The organism is Nonomuraea antri (genome assembly GCF_013283785.1).
GTDB classification, from domain to species: domain Bacteria; phylum Actinomycetota; class Actinomycetes; order Streptosporangiales; family Streptosporangiaceae; genus Nonomuraea; species Nonomuraea antri.
Genome location: NZ_JABCPZ010000213.1, coordinates 1 through 19,412 on the forward strand (window position 1 = coordinate 1; position 19,412 = coordinate 19,412).

Consider the following 19,412-nt stretch of genomic DNA (forward strand, 5'->3'; position numbering starts at 1 on the left):
GGAGTTGGTGGTGGTGGAGGGCGAGGGTCATTTTGATGAGGGCGGCGATGCCGGCGGCGGCTTGGGTGTGGCCGATGTTGGTTTTGAGTGAGCCGAGGTAGAGGGGGTGGGTGCGGTGGTGTCCGTAGGTGTTGGCGAGGGCTTGGGCTTCGATGGGGTCGCCGAGTCGGGTGCCGGTGCCGTGGGCTTCGATGGCGTCGATGTCGTGGGGGGTGAGGTGGGCGTTGGTGAGGGCTTGGTGGATGAGGCGTTGTTGGGCGGGGCCGTTGGGTGCGGTGAGTCCGTTGCTGGCGCCGTCTTGGTTGATGGCGGTGCCGCGGATGATGGCGTGGATGGGGTGGTTGTGGTGTTGGGCGTCGGAGAGCCGTTCGAGCAGGACCACCCCCACGCCCTCGGAGAATCCGGTGCCGTCGGCGTCGTCCGAGAAGGCCTTGCAGCGGCCGTCGGGCGACAGGGCGCGCTGACGGCTGAACTCGGTGATCGTCAACGGGCCCGACATCACCGTGGAACCGCCGGCCAGGGCCATGCCGCACTCTCCCCGGCGCAGTGACTGCACGGCCAGGTGCAGCGCCACCAGCGACGACGAGCAGGCCGTGTCCACGGTGATCGCCGGGCCCTCCAGCCCGAACACGTAGGCGATCCGCCCCGAGGCCACGCTCGTGGTCGTCCCGGTCGAGAGGTATCCCTCGACTCCTTCCGGCAGCCGTCCGGTCCTGACCGCGTAGTCGCCCGCGGTGACCCCGGCGAAGACGCCGGTGGGGCTGCCGTGCAGCGAGTCGGGCGCGATGCCCGCCCGTTCGACGGCCTCCCAGGCCACCTCCAGCAGCAGCCGCTGCTGCGGATCCATGGCCAGCGCCTCGCGCGGGCTGATGCCGAAGAACTCGGCGTCGAACTCCGTCGCGTGGTCCAGGAACCCGCCCTGATCGGTGGCGGTCTTGCCGGGCGCGTCCGGGTCGGGGTCGAACAACCCCGTCTCCCAGCCTCGGTCGGTGGGGAACCCGCCGATCGCGTCCACGCCCTCCGACACCAGCCGCCACAGGTCCTCCGGCGACTCCACACCGCCGGGGAGGCGGCAGGCCATGCCGATCACCGCGATCGGCTCGTCCAGCGGACCCGCCACCGGCTCGGCCCGCACCACCTCCTGCTCCTCCGCCAGCAGGACGGTACGCAGGAAGGCGGCCAGCGCGGCGGGAGTCGGGTGGTCGAAGACCAGCGTCGCGGGCAGGCGCCGGCCGGTCGCGGTGATCAGCCGGTTCCGCAGCTCCACCGCCGCCAGCGAGTCGAACCCGAGCGCCTTGAACGGCTTGCCGGGATCCAGCGCCTCGCCCCGCGGCCGCCCGAGCACGGCCTGGACCTCGTTCCTGACCACGTCGGCCAGCAACTCCGCACGCGCCTGAGCGGGCAACGCGGCGAGCCGGTCGGCCAGCCCGGCGCCCCCGCCCCCCGTGGCGGATCGCCGCCGCGTGCTCCTGACCAGGCCGCTCAGCACGGCGGGCAACGTGCCGCGCGACCGCAGCGCTTCGAGGTCGAACGCGACCGGCGCCAGCACGGCGCGCTCGTGGGCGAGCCCCGCGTCGAAGGCGGCCAGGCCCTCCTGCGGGGTCAGCGGTCGCAGCCCGGCCTCGCGGATGCGGCCGAGCCCGGCGCGGTCCAGCGTGCCGGCCATGCCGCCGGGCACTCCCCACAGCCCGAACGCGAGACTGGTCGCGGGCAGCCCCAGCGTGCGGCGATGCGCGGCGAGCGCGTCGAGGAAGGCGTTGGCCGCGGCGTAGTTGCCCTGCCCTTGATTGCCGATCACCCCGGCCGCCGAGGAGAACAACACGAACGCGGCCAGATCCAGGTCCATGGTCAGCTCGTGCAGATGCCAGGCCGCGTCTGCCTTCGGCCGCAGGACGGCGTCGAGACGTTCGGGGGTGAGGCCGTCCAGCGCGCCGTCGTCCAGCACACCCGCCGTGTGGACGACGGCGGTCAACGGGTGAGCGGCGGGCACGGACGCGAGCAGCCCGGCCACCGCGGCCCGGTCGCCGACGTCGCACCGCGTCACGGACACGACGGCGCCCAGCGCGGTCAGCTCCGCCACCAGCTCGGGGTCGACCGCCCGGCGCGCGGCCAGCAACAGCCGCCTGACGCCGTGCTCGGCCACCAGATGGCGGGCGACCAGCCCCGCCAGGCTGCCGGTGGCGCCGGTCACCAGCACCGTTCCCGCGGGGTCGAGCGGCCTCGGCAGCGTGAGCGCGATCTTGCCGATGTGCCTGGCCTGGCTGAGCTCGCGGAACGCGGACCGGGCCAGCCGTACGTCCCAGGCGGTCACCGGCAGCGGCCGCAGCGCCCCCGACGCGAACGCCGCGCTCAGCTCGCCGAGCATCTCCCCGATCCGGTCGGGCGAGGACTCCAGCAGGTCGAAGGCGGTGTACACGACCCCGGGCCGGCTCTGCGCGACCTGACCGGCATCGCGGACGTCGGCCTTGCCCATCTCCAGGAAGCGGCCGCCCCTGGGCAGCAGGCGGAGCGAGGCGTCGACGAAGTCCCCGGTCAGGGCGTTGAGCACGACGTCCATTCCGCGGCCGCCGGTGGCCGCGAGCAGCTCGGGTTCGAAGCTCAGGCTGCGTGAGTCGCCCAGGCGCGCCGGGTCGAACCCGTCACCGGCCAGGACCTGGCGCTTGGCGGCGCTCGCGGTGCCGTACACCTCGGCTCCCAGGTGCCGGGCGAGCCGCACCGCGGCCATCCCGACACCGCCGGCGGCCGCGTGCACCAGCACGGCTTCACCCGGTCGCAGCCCGGCGAGGTCGACCAGGCCGTAGTAGGCGGTCAGGTACGCGATGGGCGCGGTCGCCGCCTGCGCGAACGACCACCCCGGCGGGACCGGGGCGAGCAGGCGCCGATCGGTGACCGCCGTCGTCCCCGCGCCCTCGGGGACCAGCCCCATCACGCGGTCACCCGGGGCGAGCCCGGTCACGCCCGGCCCGGTCTCGACCACGACCCCGGCCACTTCGCCGCCCATCGGCGCGGCGACCGGGTACCGGCCGAGCGCGATCAGCACGTCGCGGAAGTTCAGGCCCAGCGCCCGTACCGACAGCCGTACCTGCCCGGCGGCGAGCGGCGCGTCGTGCTCGGGCGCCGCCCCGGCGGACAGGCGCTCGAACGTGCCGGGTTCGTCGATGGTCAACCGCCACGGACCGGCCGGCAGCTCAAGGGCATCCTCTCCTGTGGTGCGGACGAGGCGACTGGCGTACACGGTGCCGTGGCGGAGCGCGAGTTGCGGCTCGCCGGATTCCACGGCGGCCAGCAGGGTGTTCCAGGTGGGCGCGGCGCCCAGGTCGACCAGGACGCAGCAGCCGGGCGACTCGGCCTGCGCGGTGCGCACCAGCCCCCAGCAGGCGCCTCCGGCCAGGTCCAGCACGTGCTCACCGGCCGATACGGCCGTCGCGGCCTCGGTGACGAACACGAGCGTGGCGTTCGCCTGGTCCGCACCGGCCTGCCACTGCCGCAGGCTGGTCAGCACGACGTCCAGCGCGGCCCGTGTGTCCGTCCCGCCGACCGGCACGAAGACCAGCTCGGGATCGTCGGCGGCCGGGCCCGCGTCGTTCAGCGTGGCGGCCAGCAGCGGGCCGGGCTCGCCGAGCACCGCCCAGCGCCGCCGGCCGGGTTCGGCGACCTCGGGCAGCGCCGTCCACTCCAGGTGGTGCAGTGGCGCGGCGGCGGTGGGCGCTTCGGTGGGCACCCGGCGCAGCGTCAGCGTGCCGACGCTGACGACCGGTGCGCCTGACGCGTCGGCCGCGACGATGGAGACGCTGTCGTGGCCGTGCCGGTTCAGGCGCACCCGCAGCGCCGTCGCGTGGGTGGCGTGCAACCGCACGTCCGTCCAGGCGAACGGGATCATCGGCTCGAACGCGACATCCTCGGTGGCCGCGACGATGAGCGGATGCAGCGCGGCGTCCAGCAGCGCGGGATGCACGCCGTACCCGTCGGGGTCGATGTCGGAAGGCAGGGTGACGTCGGCGTACAGGGTCTCGCCGGCCCGCCACATGGCCGTCAGTCCCTGGAAGGCGGGGCCGTACCGGTATCCGTGCGCGGCCAGGCGCGGATAGAGGTCGTCGAGGTCGACGGCTTCGGCGTCCGCCGGCCGGGCCCAGTCCGCCGGGGCCGGGTCGCCGTCGCCCAGCGTGGCCGTGGCGTGCCGGGTCCAGCTCTCGCCGTTCTCCGGCCGGGAATGGATGCTCAGCGGACGGCAGCCGCTCTCGTCCCTGGGCCCCACGATGATCTGGACCATGACGGCGCCCTGCGCGGGCAGCGTCAGCGGGGCCGAGATCGTGAGCTCGGCCACGGCCGGGCAGTCCGCCCGGTCGGCGGCGTGCAGCGCCAGGTCGGCGAAGGCGGTGCCGGGCAGCAGCACGGTGTCGTTGACGGCGTGCCCGGCCAGCCACGGCTGCGCGGTCAGCGACAGCCGTCCGGAGAGGATGAGCTGGTCGGCGTCGGCCTGCTCGACGATCGCGCCGAGCAGCGCGTGGCCCGCCGCACCCAGCCCTGCGCCGGCCACGTCCGCCCTGGCCGAAGGCTCCAGCCAGAACCGCTCGCGCTGGAAGGCGTAGGTGGGCAGGTCCACCCGTGGTCCGGGCGGCAGGAACCGCTCCCACGCCACCGGCAGCCCCCAGGAGTGCAGCCCGCCGAGCGCTTCCAGCAGCGAGACGGCCTCGGGGCGCCGTTCCCGCAGCACGGACACCGCGGTGACGCCGGGCAGCGTCTCGCCGACCATCCCGGTCAGCGCGGCCGACGGGCCCACCTCCAGGAACGCCGTGACCCCCTGCTCGGCCATCGTGCGCAGGCCGTCGGCGAATCTGACGGGCGCGCGCAGGTGCCGCGCCCAGTAGGCGGCGGAGGCCAGGTCGGCGGCGTCGGCGATCCGGCCCGTCACGTTCGACACGATCGGGATCGTGGGCTCGGCGTACGTCAGTCCGGCGGCGACCCGCTCGAACTCGGCGAGCACGCCGTCCATGTGCCCGGAGTGGAAGGCGTGGCTCACCCGCAGCCGGTGCGTGCGCACCCCCTGGCCGCGGAACAGCTCCTCCACCCCGGCGACCGCGTCGGCGTCGCCGGACACGACGGTCGAGGCGGGCCCGTTGACGGCGGCCAGGTCCACGCCGGGGAAGCCGGCCAGCGCGGCGGCCACCTCGGTCTCGGGCGCGCCGACGGCCAGCATCGCACCGCCCTCGCGGGCGCCGTCCATGAGTCGGCCACGGGCCGCCACCAGCGCGCACGCGTCCGCCGACGACAGCACACCGGCCACGTGCGCGGCGACCAGCTCGCCGACCGAGTGTCCGGCCACCAGGTCAGGGCGCAGGCCGAGGCTCTCCAGCAGGCGGAACAGCGCCGTCTCCACCGCGAACAACGCGCACTGCGTGTACACCGTCCTGTTCAGTGCCTGGGCGTCGTCGCCCCAGACCACGTCCTTGAGCGGCCGTTCCAGGTGACGGCCGAACTCGGCGGCGAGCTCGTCGAAGGCCGTCGCGAAGGCGGGGAAGGCGGCGTGCAGCTCCTCGGCCATGCCGAGCCGCTGGCTGCCCTGACCGGTGAACAGGAACGCCAGCCGCCCCGATCCGGCCGCAGGCAGGTCCGCCCCGACGGCGTCGAGGCCGTCGAGAAGCTCCTCGCGGGTGCGGCCGGCGACGACCACGCGATGGTCGAGGGTGTCCCTGGTGGCGGCCAGCGCCCGGCCGATCTCCGCGGGAGTCAGCTCCGGGCGCGCCTCGGCGAACTCACGCAGCCGCGAGAGCTGGGCGCGCAGGGCGGGCGCGGACCGGGCGGACAGCACCCAGGGCACGACCGCGACGTCCCCGGACCCGTCCGGCTCTGCGGGACTACCGGTCTCGTCGGGCTCTGCGGGAATGCCGGTCTCGTCGGCCTCCTCCAGCACGACGTGCGCGTTGGTCCCGCTGAGGCCGAAGGACGAGATCCCCGCGCGGCGCGGCCGTTCCGGGTCACGCCGCCACTCACGTTCCTCCGTCAGCAGCGACACCTCGCCCGCCGACCAGTCCACGTGCGAGGTCGGCGCGTCCACGTGCAGGGTGCGCGGCAGCAGGCCGCGGCCGAGCGCCAGCACCATCTTGATCACGCCGGCCACGCCCGCGGCGGCCTGCGTGTGCCCGATGTTCGACTTCACCGAGCCCAGCCACAGGGGCCGCGCGCGCCCCCGGCCGTAGGTGGCCAGCAGCGCGGCGGCCTCGATGGGGTCGCCCAGCCGGGTGGCCGTGCCGTGCGCCTCCACGGCGTCCACGTCGGACGGCGCCAGGTCGGCGTCCTCCAGCGCCTGCCGGATCACCCGCTCCTGCGCGCGTCCGCTCGGCGCGGTCAGCCCGTTGCTGGCGCCGTCCTGGTTCACCGCGGAGCCGCGGACGACGGCCAGCACCCGGTGACCGTTGCGTCGGGCGTCCGACAGGCGCTCCACGAGCACCAGCCCGGCCCCCTCGGAGAACCCGGTCCCGTCGGCGCCCTCGGCGAAGGCGCGGCAGCGGCCGTCCGGCGACAGCCCGCGCTGCCTGCTGAACTCCAGGAACAGCCGCGGGGCCGACATGACCGTCACCCCGCCGGCCAGCGCGAGCGACACCTCGCCCCGGCGCAGCGCCTGCACCGCCAGGTGCAGCGCCACCAGCGACGAGGAACACGCGGTGTCCACGGTCAGCGCCGGGCCCTCCAGGCCGAAGACGTACGCGATGCGGCCCGAGGCCACGCTCGGGATCACCCCGGCGCCCAGATAGCCCTCGACCTCGGCCGGCACCGAGCGCACCTCCGGAGCGTAGTCCTGCAGACCCGTCCCCACGAACACCCCGGTCCGGCTGCCGCGCAGCGTGGACGGCCGTATCCCGGCGTGCTCGAACGTCTCCCACGCCGTTTCCAGCAGCACCCGCTGCTGCGGATCCATGGCCAGCGCCTCGCGCGGGCTGATGCCGAAGAACCCGGCGTCGAAGTCGGCGGCGTCGTCCAGGAAGCCGCCCCTGCGGGTGTAGGAGGCGCCGGCCGTCTCAGGATCGTCGTCGAACAGCGTGTCCAGGTCCCAGCCGCGGTCGGCGGGGAAGTCCCCCATCACGTCCAGGCCGTCGCGCACCACCCGCCACAGCGCCTCCGGCGATCGCACACCGCCGGGGAAGCGGCAGCCGATGCCCACGATCGCGATCGGCTCGCGCATCCGCTCCTCGGCATCGGCCAGCCTGCGCCGGGTCTGCTGCAGATCGGCGGTGACCCGCTTGAGATAGTCGCGAAGCTTGTCCTCGTTAGGCATGCGAAGCCATCCCTTTCGCCACCCGCGCTGCTTGGATTCGCGACAACTCTGGCCAGGGCGACTTAGCGCGACCTTGTGGCGATCTAAAGCCGACCGGCGCTTTAGGCCATGGTTAGGGCCGGTTTAGACCTGGCCTCAACGATGCGCGGAGAGCGGGCGCCGCACACCCGCCATGGCGCGATTCCCTATGCAGGAGGCATTTCCATGGCTGATCGCCAGAAGTACCACGAGCGCATAACCGCTCCAATCGCGGACCCGCTCGCCACCGTCGTGCACCTGGCAGCCAGACAGGGGGAGTCCGACTACGTCTGCTACGAAGGGCCGGAAGGGTGGGCTTTCACCTCCGGCGTCGCCGCCGAGCTCACCATCGACAGGCACCGGCTGCTGCTGCGCGGCCCCGGCGGAGAGACCGAGCACGCCTGGCAGGAGAACCTGCTGCACCAGATCCCCCAGATCCTCGACGACGTGCCCATCGAGTCCTGGCGGATGTACGGCTGGTGCGGGTTCGACATGGCCACGGCCAAGGACGGTCTCATGGACCTCGTCGGCGACGACGTGTTCCTGCACCTCGTCATCCCGCGCAGCGAGATCCGCTTCCACTCCTCCGGCACGCTGCTGCGGGCCCTGGACCCCGCGGACCTGGACGCCATGCAGGCCGCGCTGGAACCGGCCGAGGCGGTGCCCTACCGCGCCAGCCCCGTGGAGGTGAACGGGCACGACGCCGACCGGTACCGGGCGGCCGTCGCCAGCGCCGTGCAGCAGATCCGCGACGGACGGCTGCAGAAGGTCATCCTCTCCCGCACCGTCCCGGTGGAGCATCCGATCGACATCGTCGGCACCTACGCCGTCGGCCGCCGCGCCAACTCACCGGCGCGGTCGTTCCTGTTCTCCCTGGACGGGCGCAAGGCCGCCGGCTTCAGCCCGGAGACCGTGGTGGAGGTCAGCGACGACGGGATCGTCACCACCCAGCCGCTGGCCGGCACCCGCGCCCGCACCGGTGTTCCGGCCGTGGACCAGGCGCTGCGCACCGAGCTGCTCGGGGACTCCAAGGAGATCTTCGAGCACGCCATCTCGGTCAAGGTCGCCTACGACGAGCTGATGGGCCTGTGCGGCGAAGCCGTGGACATCCCGGAGTTCATGGTCATCAGGGAGCGTGGCACCGTCCAGCACCTGGCCTCCTCCGTGCGTGGCAGGCTCGACGAGGGCCAGCAGGCGTGGGACGCCTTCGCCGCGCTGTTCCCCGCGGTCACCGCCTCGGGCGTGCCCAAGCGGTCGGCGTACTCGCTGATCCACGAGCTGGAGGACTCCACGCGTGGGCTCTACAGCGGCGCCGTGCTGGCCTACGACAGCGACGGCGCGATGGACGCCGCCCTGGTCCTGCGCACGGTGTTCCAGCACAACGGCCGGACCTGGCTGCGCGCCGGGGCCGGCATCGTCGAGCAGTCCCGGCCAGAACGCGAGCTCACCGAGACGTGCGAGAAGTTGTCCAGTGTCGCCCGCTACCTGGTTCCGCTCGGACAGTGACGCTCGCGCACTCGTCCATTCGCCGAGGAGGCCGACGTGATCGTCGAAATGTCCAGAACCGTCAACGCCCATCAGTTGGAACAACTCCTGAAGTCCCTGTCCGAGCAGCACGGCCCGGTCCATCCGGTGAGCCTGGACGGGCGGACGCTGCTGGTCTGTCCCAAGGCGTTGGGCCCGGTCGCCGACTTCGACCAGCATCCGGAAGTGCTGCGCACGGTCCACTCGACCGGCCCGTTCCACCTGGCCGCCCGTGCGCTCTATCCGTCCGGCTCACGGGTGCGCGTCGGCGGCGTCGAGATCGGCGGGCCGGGATTCACGGTCATCGCCGGCCCGTGTGCCGTGGAGACCGAGGAACAGCTCGCGGCCGCCGCCGAGGCCGCGATCTCGGCCGGCGCGGTGCTGCTGCGCGGCGGCGCGTACAAGCCGCGTACCTCACCCTACGAGTTCCAGGGGCTGGGCGAGCTCGGCCTGCGCATGCTGGCCGGGCAGCGTCACCTGAGCGGGCTCGGCACCGTCACCGAGGCGACCCAGCCGGACGAGGTCGCGCTGGTCGCCGAGTGGGCCGACATGGTGCAGATCGGCACCCGCAACATGCAGAACTTCCCGCTGCTGAAGGAGGCCGGCCGGGCCGGCCTGCCGGTGCTGCTCAAACGCGGCATGACCGCGACCGTCGACGAATGGCTGTGCGCGGCGGAGTACATCATGAGCGAGGGCAACCCCGACGTCGTGCTGTGTGAGCGCGGCATCAGGGCGTTCGGGCGGGAGACCCGGTTCACGCTGGACCTCAGCATCGTCCCGACCGTGAAGCGGCTCAGCCATCTGCCGGTCATCGTGGACCCCAGTCACTCCACCGGGGATCCCGCGCTGGTCGGCCCGATGACGCTGGCGGCCGCGGCGGCCGGGGCCGACGGCGTGATCATCGATGTGCACGCCGATCCGGCCGCCGCACTGTGCGACGGCCGGCAGGCGCTGCTCCCCGAGGAGCTCAAGTCGATCATCGACGACCTGGACCGCGTCACCGCCGCACTCGGCCGACCGCTGGTCCGGCAGCCCGCACGGGCGGCCCTGCCGATCTGACCCGAGGGATTCCGGGCGGGCCGAGGGCCTCCTGCGGCCCGCCATCCCCTGTTCGTGAAGGAAGAGCCCGTGCGTTGTCTGAACGCGACCCAACAGAGGTTCGTCGATCTGGCCGGAGAACTCGCCGACGTGTTCGCAGGACGCGCCGCCGAGCACGATCGCGACAACACCTTCCCCTACCGCAACTACGACGACCTGCGCGAGTCGGGGCTGCTGGCCCTGGCGGTGCCCGAGGAAATGGGCGGGCTGGGCGCGGGCATGGCCGAGATCCTCCTCGTTCTCGAGCGGCTGGCCATGGGCGACGGCGCCACCGCGCTGGCGGTGACCATGCACACCCTGCCCGTCGCCCAGTGGGCGGGCATCTGGCGGCGTACCGGCAGCGACCGGCTGGAGTCCATGCTGCGCGCCGTGGCCGAAGGCCGCATGATCTGGTCCTCGGTCACCAGCGAGATGGGCATGCCGAACGACCTGACCGACGCCCGTACCCAGGCCGTCAGGGTGCCGGGAGGCTACCTGGTCACCGGGCGCAAGAGCTTCGGCACGAACACCGCCGTGGCCACCCACTGCTCGGTCACCGCCAGGGACGAACACGCCGACGGCGGGCCCCTGGTGCTGTTCTGCCAGGTCGAGCTGGACCAGCCGGGCGTTCGCATCCATCAGACCTGGGACACCCTGGGCATGCGCGGCACGCAGAGCAACGACGTGGAGTTCCACGAGGTGTTCGTCCCCGACGAGGCCGTGGGCCACCGGCTGCCCGCCGGGCACCTCGACGCGCGCGTCCTGCGGACCACCTGGGCGTGGGCGCTGCCCGCGTTCGCCGCCGTCTACACCGGCGTCGCCGCGGGGGCGCTGGACTGGACGGTGTCCCAGCTGAGCGCCAAGGGCAGGCAGCACGACCCGGTCGTGCAGGACGCGATCGGCGAGTGCCAGATCCTGCTGGAGACCTCACGCGCGCTCATTCACAGGCACGTGGACGAGGTCCGCACCGGGCGGCTGTTCGACGTGGGCGTCCAGGAGGGCGTGGCCAGGTGCGCGGTGGTCAAGTACGTCGGCGCCAACAACGCCACGCAGGTCATGCGCCGCCTGGTGGACGTCGTCGGCGGCGCCTCCTACGCGCGGGCGCTGCCGTTCGAGCGGATGTGGCGTGACGTGCAGGCGGCCACGTTCATGCCGATCAACAACGTGACGGCACGCAAGATCGTCGGCGCCACCGCGGCCGGCGTCCCGGTGGCGCCGGTGAGTGACCGGCGATGAGGGTCGCGTGCGTGGGCGGCGGGCCCGGCGGCCTGTTCTTCGCGGCTCTGCTGAAGAGGAGCAGGCCGGACGCCGAGGTCGTGGTGTTCGAACGCAACCGGCCGCTGGACACCTTCGGCTTCGGCGTGGTCTTCTCCGACGCCACCCTGGGCACGATCGACACGGCCGATCCCGAGCTGGGCGCCCGCCTGCGCGGGCTCGGCCCGCGCTGGGACACGATCGACATCCGGCTGGGCGAGGCCGGCGAGCGGGTGGCCGGCATGGGCATGTCCGCGGTGGTCCGGCGTACGCTGCTCGGCACGCTCGCGGCCCGCGCCGCCGCCACGGGCGTCCACCTGCGCTTCCGGCACGAGATCCACGATCCGGCCGAACTCGACGGGTTCGACCTCGTCGTGGTGTGCGACGGCGCCAACAGCCGCTTCCGCGCCCTGTTCGCCGCGGACTTCGGGGCCTCGGCCGAGACGTCGAGCGCCAGGTTCATCTGGTTCGGGACACCGCAGCCGTTCGACGGGCTGACGTTCGTGCACCGGAGCGGCCCGCACGGCGCCTTCGCCGCGCACGCCTACCCCATCAGCGACTCGCTGAGCACGTTCATCGTGGAGACCGACGCCGACACCTGGGCCAGGGCCGGGCTGGACGGGTTCGACCCGGGCGCGCCGCCGGGAGCGAGCGACGAGCGGAGCAGGGCGTACCTGGAGGAGCTGTTCGGTCACCCGCTGGTCGGCAACAACTCGCGCTGGGCCCGTTTCTCCACGGTCCGCACCCGGACCTGGCATCGGGGCACCTGGGTCCTGCTCGGCGACGCCGCGCACACCGCCCACTTCTCGGTGGGCTCGGGCACCAAGATGGCCATGGAGGACGCCGCCGCGCTGGCGGCCGCCGTGGCCGCCCACGGCGACGACCTGCCCACCGCGCTGCGCCGCTACGAGGACGAACGCCGCCCGCGCGTCGAGCGCATCCAGCACGCGGCGCGGCCGAGCCTGTCCTGGTGGGAGCACTTCGGCGAGTACGCCCGCGCCTTCGAGCCGGCCCAGTTCGCCTTCCACTTCCTGACCCGCAGCATCACCCGCGAGCAGTTGCGCCTGCGCGATCCCGGCTACGTCGAGCGCGTCGACAAATGGTGGCACGAGCGGCACGGGGCCGAGCCGCTGGAGGCCGCCTGGCACGGCCGCCACCTGAGCCTGCCCTGCCGCCGCGCCCGCGTCGCCGGCGACGGCACGGTCACCGCGGGCGGGGCCGAGGTGCCGGAGGTGTCGTGGATCGACGCCCCCGCCGCCGAACGTGATCTGCCGGGCGCGCTGGCCCGGCTCGACGCCCACCACGAGGGGCGGTTCGTGGGCGTGCGCGGGGGCACCGCGCTGACCCGGCTGCTGGTGGCCCAGGAGGCCAGGCTGAACCGCGGGCTGCCGGTGTTGCTCGCGGGGCCGTACGACGCCGACGCGATGACGACCCTCGTCCTGTCCGGCCGGGCCGACCTGGTCGCGGCCGCTCCCTGACGACCTCAGGAGGTCCGACCGATGCACGACACCGACACACTGGGCTTCGTGCCCTGGCCGCCGGAGGCCGCCGCCCGCTACCGGCGCGCCGGATACTGGCGCGGCCGGCCGCTGGGCGACTACCTGCACGAATGGGCCGACCGATACGGCGACCGCGAGGCGCTCACCGACGGCGAGGTTCGCCTGTCCTACCGGGAACTGGCCGATCGCGCCGACGGCTGCGCCGCCAGGCTGATGAACGCCGGCCTGGCCACGGGCGACCGGCTGCTCGTGCAGCTCCCGAACTGCTGGGAGTACGTCGTGCTCGTGCTGGCCTGCCTGCGCCTGGGCGCGGCGCCCGTGCTGGCGCTGCCCGCGCACCGCGGTCACGAGCTGCGTTACCTGGCGCGGCTGGCCGAGGTCCGGGCGGTCGCCGTCCCCGACGTGCTGGCCGGATTCGACCACCGCGCGCTGGGCCACGAGGTGCTCGCCGCCACCGCAGGCGCCCGCCTGCTGCTGGTCGCCGGGCCCGCCACCGCGCCAGGCGAGCAGGATCTGCGCAGGCTCGGCCGTCCGCTGGCCGGGGCCCGCGCCGAACTGGACGCGTTGCCGGTGACCGGCTCCGACGTCGCGGTGCTGCTGCTGTCAGGCGGCACCACCGGGCTGCCCAAGCTGATCGCCCGCACCCACGACGACTACGAATACAACGCCAGGGCCAGCGCCGAGCTGTGCGGGCTCGGCCAGGACACCGTGTACCTGGCCGCCCTGCCCGCCTCGCACAACTTCCCGCTCGCCTGCCCGGGCATCCTGGGCACGTTCATGAACGGCGGCCGGGTAGTGCTGAGCCGCAGCCCCGACCCCGACCGGGTGCTTCCGCTCATGTCCGCCGAGGGCGTCACGGTCACCGCCGTGGTCCCCGCGGTCGCCCAGCGCTGGGTGGACGCGGTCGCCTCAGGACGGCACCCGGCCCCGCCCGGCCTGCGCCTGCTCCAGGTGGGCGGCGCGCGGCTGGCTCCGGAGATCGCCGGCCGGATCGGCCCGGTGCTCGGCTGCGGCCTGCAGCAGGTGTTCGGCATGGCCGAGGGACTGCTCAACTACACCCGGCTGGACGATCCGGACGAGGTGCTGCTGGAGACGCAGGGCCGCCCGCTGAGCCCCGGCGACGAGATCCGCATCGTCGGCCAGGACGGCGAACCGGTCCCGCCGGGCGAGATGGGCGCGCTGCTGACCCGTGGCCCGTACACGCCGCGCGGCTACTTCCGCGCCGCCGAGCACAACGAGCGGGCCTTCACCCCCGACGGCTGGTACCGCACGGGCGACGTCGTGCGGCTGCACCCCAGCGGCAACCTGATGGTGGCCGGGCGCGACAAGGACATGATCAACCGAGGCGGTGAGAAGATCTCCGCCGAGGAGGTGGAGAGCCTGCTGTACCGGGTTCCCGGCGTCTCCAGGGTGGCCGCGGTCGGCGTGCCCGACGACGTGCTCGGGGAGCGGGTGTGCGCCGTGGTGGTCCCCGAGCCCGAGCGGGAGATCACCCTGGCCGGGGTGCGCGCGGCGCTGGCCGGCATGGAGGTGGCGCGCTTCAAGCTTCCCGAGCGGCTGCTGCTGGTCGAGGACCTGCCGCACACCAAGATCGGAAAGGTGGACAAGGCGGCGCTGCGCTCGCTGGCCGTCACCCACACCTGACGCTCGCGGGACGACGAAGAACCCCTCCGGAGCATCCGGAGGGGTTCTCTTCGCGCGCCCGCCGCCGGGGGAGCGGCGTCAGCGGGGGTCGCCGAACCAGGTCCCGAGCGCCGCACGCAGTTCGCCCGCGCCGGCCGCCCAGGCGACATGCCCGTCGGGACGGATCAGGACGGCGCTCGCGTCGATCGCCTCGCACGGCTCGGCCACCACCACGTCCACGCGGTCCCGCCACCCGTCGGCCGCCGCCGCGTGGTCTCCGGTGAAGTCCAGCAGCACCCCGCGGCAGGCGTGCAGCAGCGCGGGCACGCTGGTCACCTCGGTGGCCGTCTTCAGCTCCACGTGCGGCAACCGCCGCCCCACCAGACCGGGGCCGTCGGCGTAGGAGACGCTCAGGCCGGTGGACAGCCCGAGCAGGTGCCGGTTCACCTCCGGATGACGCAGGAGCTCCTGCATCAGCGCGCGCAACGGCGCCACCTTCCGCGCCGGGTGGATCAGCGCGAGCTGCGCGTCCGTGGCGGCGCCCGCCTGCGCACCCGCCGGGTGCCGCTCCGCGTGGTAGGTGTCGAGCAGTGCACGCGGCGCCTGGCCGCGCACCGACGCGGCCAGCTTCCAGCCCAGGTTGACCGCGTCCTGCAGACAGCCGTTCAGCCGCAGCCCGGCCAGCGGGAAGAACGTGTGCGCCGCGTCGCCCGCCAGGAACACCCGGCCGTACCGGTAGCGCTCGGCGTTGCGCGTGGGGCCGCCGTACCTGCGCACCCAGCGGACCGGGGCCTCGGGGAACGCCTCGCCGTTCAGCACGCGGACGCGCTCACGCAGCTCCGCGGCCGTCGGATCGCCGTCGGGCAGGTCGACGCCGAACTCGGCGGTGATCACGCGGACCACTCCTGGCGAGGTCGCCACCGCCGAGTACATGCCGCCCGTGGGGGAGAACCGCGGCCGCTGGTGCACCTCGGCCAGCTCGGACATGGAGATCTCCACGTCGCCCACGAGGCCGTAGCACGGATCGCCGGCGCCGGGGAAATCTATCCCCGCCAGGCGGCGGACGAGGCTGTCCACCCCGTCCGCCCCCACCAGGTAGGCGGCGCGCAGCGAGTACTCGCCCGCCGGACCCCGGACGGTCAGGTCGACGCCGTCGTCGTCCTGCGTGTACTCGCGCAGCTCGTGTCCCCGCCGCAGGTCCGCGCCGAGCGCGACGGCCTGGCGTTCCAGGTGGCGCTCCAGGTGCTGCTGGCCGATCAGCGTTCCGGTCCTGTGCCGCCCTTCGAGCGGCGAGTCGTCCAGCCAGAGCATCGCGAAGTGCGTGCCCTTGGTCTCGCTCTGGTCGCGGTGCTCCAGCAGGCCGTCGAGCAGGCCGCGCTGTTCGAGCAGTTCCACGGCGGTGGTGTTGAGCCCCTGGCCGGGGCAGTAGTCGCTGGTGTCCGTCAGCTTCTCCAGCACCACGCAGCCCACGCCGGCCTTCGCCAGCTCGTACGCCAGCATCAGCCCGGCGGGACCGCCGCCCGAGATGACCACGGGGTCGCCCATGATGATTCCTTTCCTTCGGTGAGTCAGGAGACGCCGAGCTCGTTGTCGATGAAGTCGAAGATCTCGTCGTCGGTGGCGTGGGTGAGCGGCGCTTCCTCGCCGTCGACCCGCTTGAGCAGCCCGCGCAACCGTTCGGCGATCTCGTCCTTGACGGCGCCGGTGGCGTTGATCTCGTCGAAACGGGAGCGCAGCCGGTCGAGCTCCACGATCAGCGGCGCGAACAGGTCGTCCTCGCCCGGCGCGGCCAGTCCGGCCAGATAGTCGATGAGCGCGGCCGGGTTGGGGTGGTCGAAGACGAGCGTGGCCGGCAGGCGCAGCCCGGTCGCGGCGCCGAGCCCGTTGCGCAGCTCGACGGCCATCAGCGAGTCGAAGCCCAGCTCCTTGAACGAGCGCTCGGCATGCACCCGCTCCAGCGACGCGTGCCCGAGCACGGTGCCGATGCAGTCCATCACCAGCTCTCTCACCAGCTCCTGCCGGGCGGCCTCGCTCAGCGGGGCGAGCCGGTGGACCAGCGGCACCTCGTCCGCCGTGCGCGCGCCGCCGGCGTTCGCGGCCGGCGCGACCGCGACGACCTTGCGGAACATCGAGTCCAGCTCGCCGGACCTGGCCCGGGTGCGCAGTGCGCCCAGGTCCAGCCGGACGGGCAGGACGACCGCGTTGTCCACGGCGAGCGCGCCGTCGAAGGCCGCCAGCCCCTGCGCGGCGCTGAACGGCGCGATGCCGGAGGCCGCGAACCTGTCCTTGTCCTTCTCGCTGAGCGCCCCGGCCATGCCCGCGCGCAGCTCCCACAACCCCCAGGCCATCGAGGTGACGGGCAGCCCCTCGGCCCGGCGGATGTCGGCCAGCGCGTCGAGGAAGGAGTTGGCCGCGCCGTAGTTGGCCTGACCGGGGTTGCCGAGCACGGCCGAGGCGGAGGAGTACAACACGAACGCGCACAACCCGAGATCCTTGGTCAGCTCGTGCAGATTCCACGCGGCGTCCACCTTGGGCCGCAGCACCGCGTGCACGCTCTTCCTGGTCAGCGCGCCCACCACGCCGCCGTCCACCACCCCGGCGGTGTGGATCACCGCGCTGAGCGGGTGCTCGGCCGGGATCGTGGCCAGCAGCCCGGCCAGCTCGTCGCGGTCGGCGGCGTCGCAGACGGCGACCGTGACCCGCGCACCCTGCCCGGCGAGCTCGTCGGCCAGGGCCGCGGTGCCCGGGGCCTGCGTCCCCCGGCGGCTCGCCAGCAGCAGATGCCGCACCCCGTGCGCCTCGACGAGGTGCCGCGCGGTCACCTCGGCCAGCGCCCCGCTGCCGCCGGTGATGAGCACGGTGCCGTCGGCGGGGAACATCGGCGGCGCGTCGGCCGGCGCGGCCGACAACCTGGCCAGCCGATGCGCCTGCGCCAGGCCGCCGCGGATGGCCAGTTGCGGCTCTTCCGTGGCGAGCGCGCCGGCCAGCGCCTGCCTGCTCACCTGGGCCCCGTCGAGGTCCAGCAGCGTGATGCGGCCCGGGTGCTCGGCCTGGGCGGTGCGGACCAGTCCCCACACCGCGGCCGCGGCCAGGTCACGCTCGCCGGAGTTCTGCGCGTTCACGGTCGCCACGACCAGGCGGCAGCCCTCGACGCGCGCGTCCGCCAGCCACTCCTGCAGCAGGCCGAGGAAGCCGGTCACGGCCTCGTGGGTGGCGGCCACCGGGTCGGCGGCGCCGGTCGGCGGGCAGGTCAGGAACACCGTGTCGGGCAGGTCGCCGCCGGCGACCAGCTCCGTCAGCCCGGGGTGGGCGGGCAGCGACTCCAGCCCGGGCAGCGGCGTCCCCACGAGTGCCCACGCCTTTCCCGGCACCGGCGGCGCGGACTGCGGGGGCAGCGACGTCCACTCCAGCCGGAACAGCAGATCCTGCTCGGCGGCCGGCAGGCTCTTCAGGTCCACGGGCCGCAGCGCGATCCTGTCGATCGTCAGCACCGTGCGTCCGGCCTCGTCCGTGGCACGCACGCGGACGCCGTCCTGATCGAGCGGGGTGAGCCGCACCCGTACCGCCTTGGCCCCGCGCGTACGCACCTGCACGCCCGACCAGTTGAACGGCATGCGCACCGGCTCGTGCTCGCCACCGGTCATCAGCAGCGGATGCAGGCATGCGTCGAGCAGCGCGGGGTGCACGGCGTGCGCGTCGGCGTCCAGCTCGATCTCGATCTCGGCGGCCAGCTCGTCCCCGGACCGCCGGAACCCGCGCAGGCCCTGGAACTCCGGGCCATAGGCGTAACCGCGCTCGGCGAGCCGTTTGTAGGAGACCTCGGCGGGGGTGCCGTGGGGCAGGGCGGCGGGCGCCCCCTGCTCGGGCTCGGCCGGGGTGAGCACTCCCGTGGCGTACTGGGTCCACTGCTCCGCGCCGGCCGGGCGCGCGTGGACGGCCAGGCCGCGGGCGCCGTGCTCGTCGGGAGGCTCCACGGTGACCTGGGTCTGGAACACCTCGTCCGGGCCCATCGCCAGCGGCCCGAGCAGCGTCAGCTCGGCCAGGCGCGGGCATCCCGTCTGCTCGCCGGCGTACAGCGCCAGATCCACGAACGCGGTGGCCGGCAGCAGGTTCACGCCCGCCACGACGTGCTCGGCCAGCCATGGGTGATCGGCCACCGACCACCGTCCGGTGAACAGCCGCTGCCCGGACACGGCCAGCTCGGCCGAGGCGCCCAGCAGGGCGTGATCGTCGGCCCGCAGCCCGGCGGACTCCGCGTCGGCCGAGCGCCGTACCGGGTTCAGCCAGTAGTGACTGCGCTGGAACGGGTAGGTGGGCAGGCTCACGATGGGCGCGGCGGGCACCACCGTGCTCCAGTCCACGTTCGCGCCGAGCACGTGCGCCCGCGCGAGCGAGGACAGGAACCTGTCCATGCCGCCGTCGCCGCGCCGCAGGGTGCCCACCGCGTTGACGCCCGGGATCTCCGACATGGGCCCGGTCAGCACCGGATGCGGGCTGGCCTCGATGAAGGTGTGGTGTCCGGTGTCGAGGAGTGCGCGGGTGGTCTGTTCGAAGCGGACGGGCTGTCGGAGGTTGTCGTACCAGTAGTGGGTGTCGAGGGTGGTGGGATCGATGGCCTGGCCGGTGACGGTGGAGTAGAAGGTGATGTCTGTCTTCTGGGGCTGGATGTCGGCGAACAGGTCGAGCAGTTCTTCGCGCAGGGATTCCACGTGGGGCGAGTGCGAGGCGTAGTCCACGGAGATGCGGCGCACCCGTTCACCGGCCTCGGCACGCAGCTCGTCCAGCGCGTCCGCGTCCCCGGACACCACCGTCGTCTCGGGCCCGTTGATCGCCGCGACCGACAGCTTGTCACCCCAGCGCTCGATCAGCTCCCGCGTCTCGGACTCCGGCAGCGACACCGAGGCCATGCCACCCCGCCCGGTGATTTTGTGGAGTGCTTTGCTGCGCAGGGTGATGAGGCGGGCGGCGTCGTGGAGGGTGAGGGCGCCGGCGTGGCAGGCGGCGGTGATTTCGCCTTGGGAGTGGCCGATGACGGTGTCGGGTTGCAGGCCGTGGGTGTGCCAGAGGTGGGCGAGGGAGAGCATGGTGGCGAAGAGGGCGGGTTGGATGACGTCGACGCGGTGGAGGGGGGTGGGGTCGTGGAG

At 73.6% G+C, this 19,412-nt stretch carries 8 protein-coding genes; 5 read left to right on the plus strand and 3 right to left on the minus strand.

Features of this window, described 5'->3' with window-relative positions; genetic code table 11:
• The coding region (locus HII36_RS43330) for a type I polyketide synthase (protein WP_173529177.1) at nucleotides 1-7,273 on the minus strand (7,273 nt) is incomplete at its 3' end.
• A 204-nt stretch (nucleotides 7,274-7,477) separates the two neighbouring features.
• On the opposite strand from HII36_RS43330, the gene HII36_RS43335 reads away from it, so the two are divergent.
• The 5 genes from HII36_RS43335 to HII36_RS43355 all read left to right on the plus strand — a co-directional run bounded on the left by HII36_RS43335 (nucleotide 7,478) and on the right by HII36_RS43355 (nucleotide 14,289).
• Complete coding sequence (locus HII36_RS43335; protein ID WP_217370686.1) at nucleotides 7,478-8,797, plus strand: salicylate synthase; 1,320 nt, start codon at nucleotides 7,478-7,480, stop codon at nucleotides 8,795-8,797.
• A 36-nt stretch (nucleotides 8,798-8,833) separates the two neighbouring features.
• Nucleotides 8,834-9,874: a 3-deoxy-7-phosphoheptulonate synthase gene (aroF, locus tag HII36_RS43340; protein WP_328808154.1), complete on the plus strand. Its 1,041-nt coding sequence runs from the start codon at nucleotides 8,834-8,836 to the stop codon at nucleotides 9,872-9,874.
• A gap of 69 nt (nucleotides 9,875-9,943) precedes the next feature.
• Complete coding sequence (locus tag HII36_RS43345; RefSeq protein WP_173529179.1) at nucleotides 9,944-11,128, plus strand: acyl-CoA dehydrogenase family protein; 1,185 nt, start codon at nucleotides 9,944-9,946, stop codon at nucleotides 11,126-11,128.
• Nucleotides 11,125-12,624: an FAD-dependent monooxygenase gene (locus tag HII36_RS43350; RefSeq protein WP_173529180.1), complete on the plus strand. Its 1,500-nt coding sequence runs from the start codon at nucleotides 11,125-11,127 to the stop codon at nucleotides 12,622-12,624. The genes HII36_RS43345 and HII36_RS43350 overlap by 4 nt, the downstream gene beginning before the upstream one ends.
• Nucleotides 12,625-12,645: 21 nt before the next feature.
• Nucleotides 12,646-14,289: a (2,3-dihydroxybenzoyl)adenylate synthase gene (locus HII36_RS43355; protein ID WP_173529181.1), complete on the plus strand. Its 1,644-nt coding sequence runs from the start codon at nucleotides 12,646-12,648 to the stop codon at nucleotides 14,287-14,289.
• A 78-nt stretch (nucleotides 14,290-14,367) separates the two neighbouring features.
• On the opposite strand, the gene HII36_RS43360 is transcribed toward HII36_RS43355, so the two are convergent.
• Both HII36_RS43360 and HII36_RS43365 read right to left on the minus strand, forming a co-directional pair.
• Nucleotides 14,368-15,813 carry an FAD-dependent monooxygenase gene (locus HII36_RS43360; RefSeq protein ID WP_173529182.1) on the minus strand — a complete coding sequence of 482 codons (1,446 nt, stop codon included), beginning with the start codon at nucleotides 15,811-15,813 and terminating at the stop codon, nucleotides 14,368-14,370.
• Nucleotides 15,814-15,836: 23 nt separating this feature from the next.
• A partial coding sequence (locus tag HII36_RS43365) for a type I polyketide synthase (RefSeq protein WP_173529183.1) occupies nucleotides 15,837-19,412 on the minus strand: 3,576 nt, incomplete at its 5' end.

Excerpts from the sequence above, each read along its gene's own strand:
- HII36_RS43335 (WP_217370686.1), top strand. The coding sequence starts at position 7,478 with ATGGCTGATCGCCAGAAGTACCACGAGCGCATAACCGCTCCAATCGCG.
- HII36_RS43350 (WP_173529180.1), top strand. The coding sequence starts at position 11,125 with ATGAGGGTCGCGTGCGTGGGCGGCGGGCCCGGCGGCCTGTTCTTCGCG.
- HII36_RS43355 (WP_173529181.1), top strand. The coding sequence starts at position 12,646 with ATGCACGACACCGACACACTGGGCTTCGTGCCCTGGCCGCCGGAGGCC.
- HII36_RS43360 (WP_173529182.1), bottom strand. The coding sequence starts at position 15,813 with ATGGGCGACCCCGTGGTCATCTCGGGCGGCGGTCCCGCCGGGCTGATG.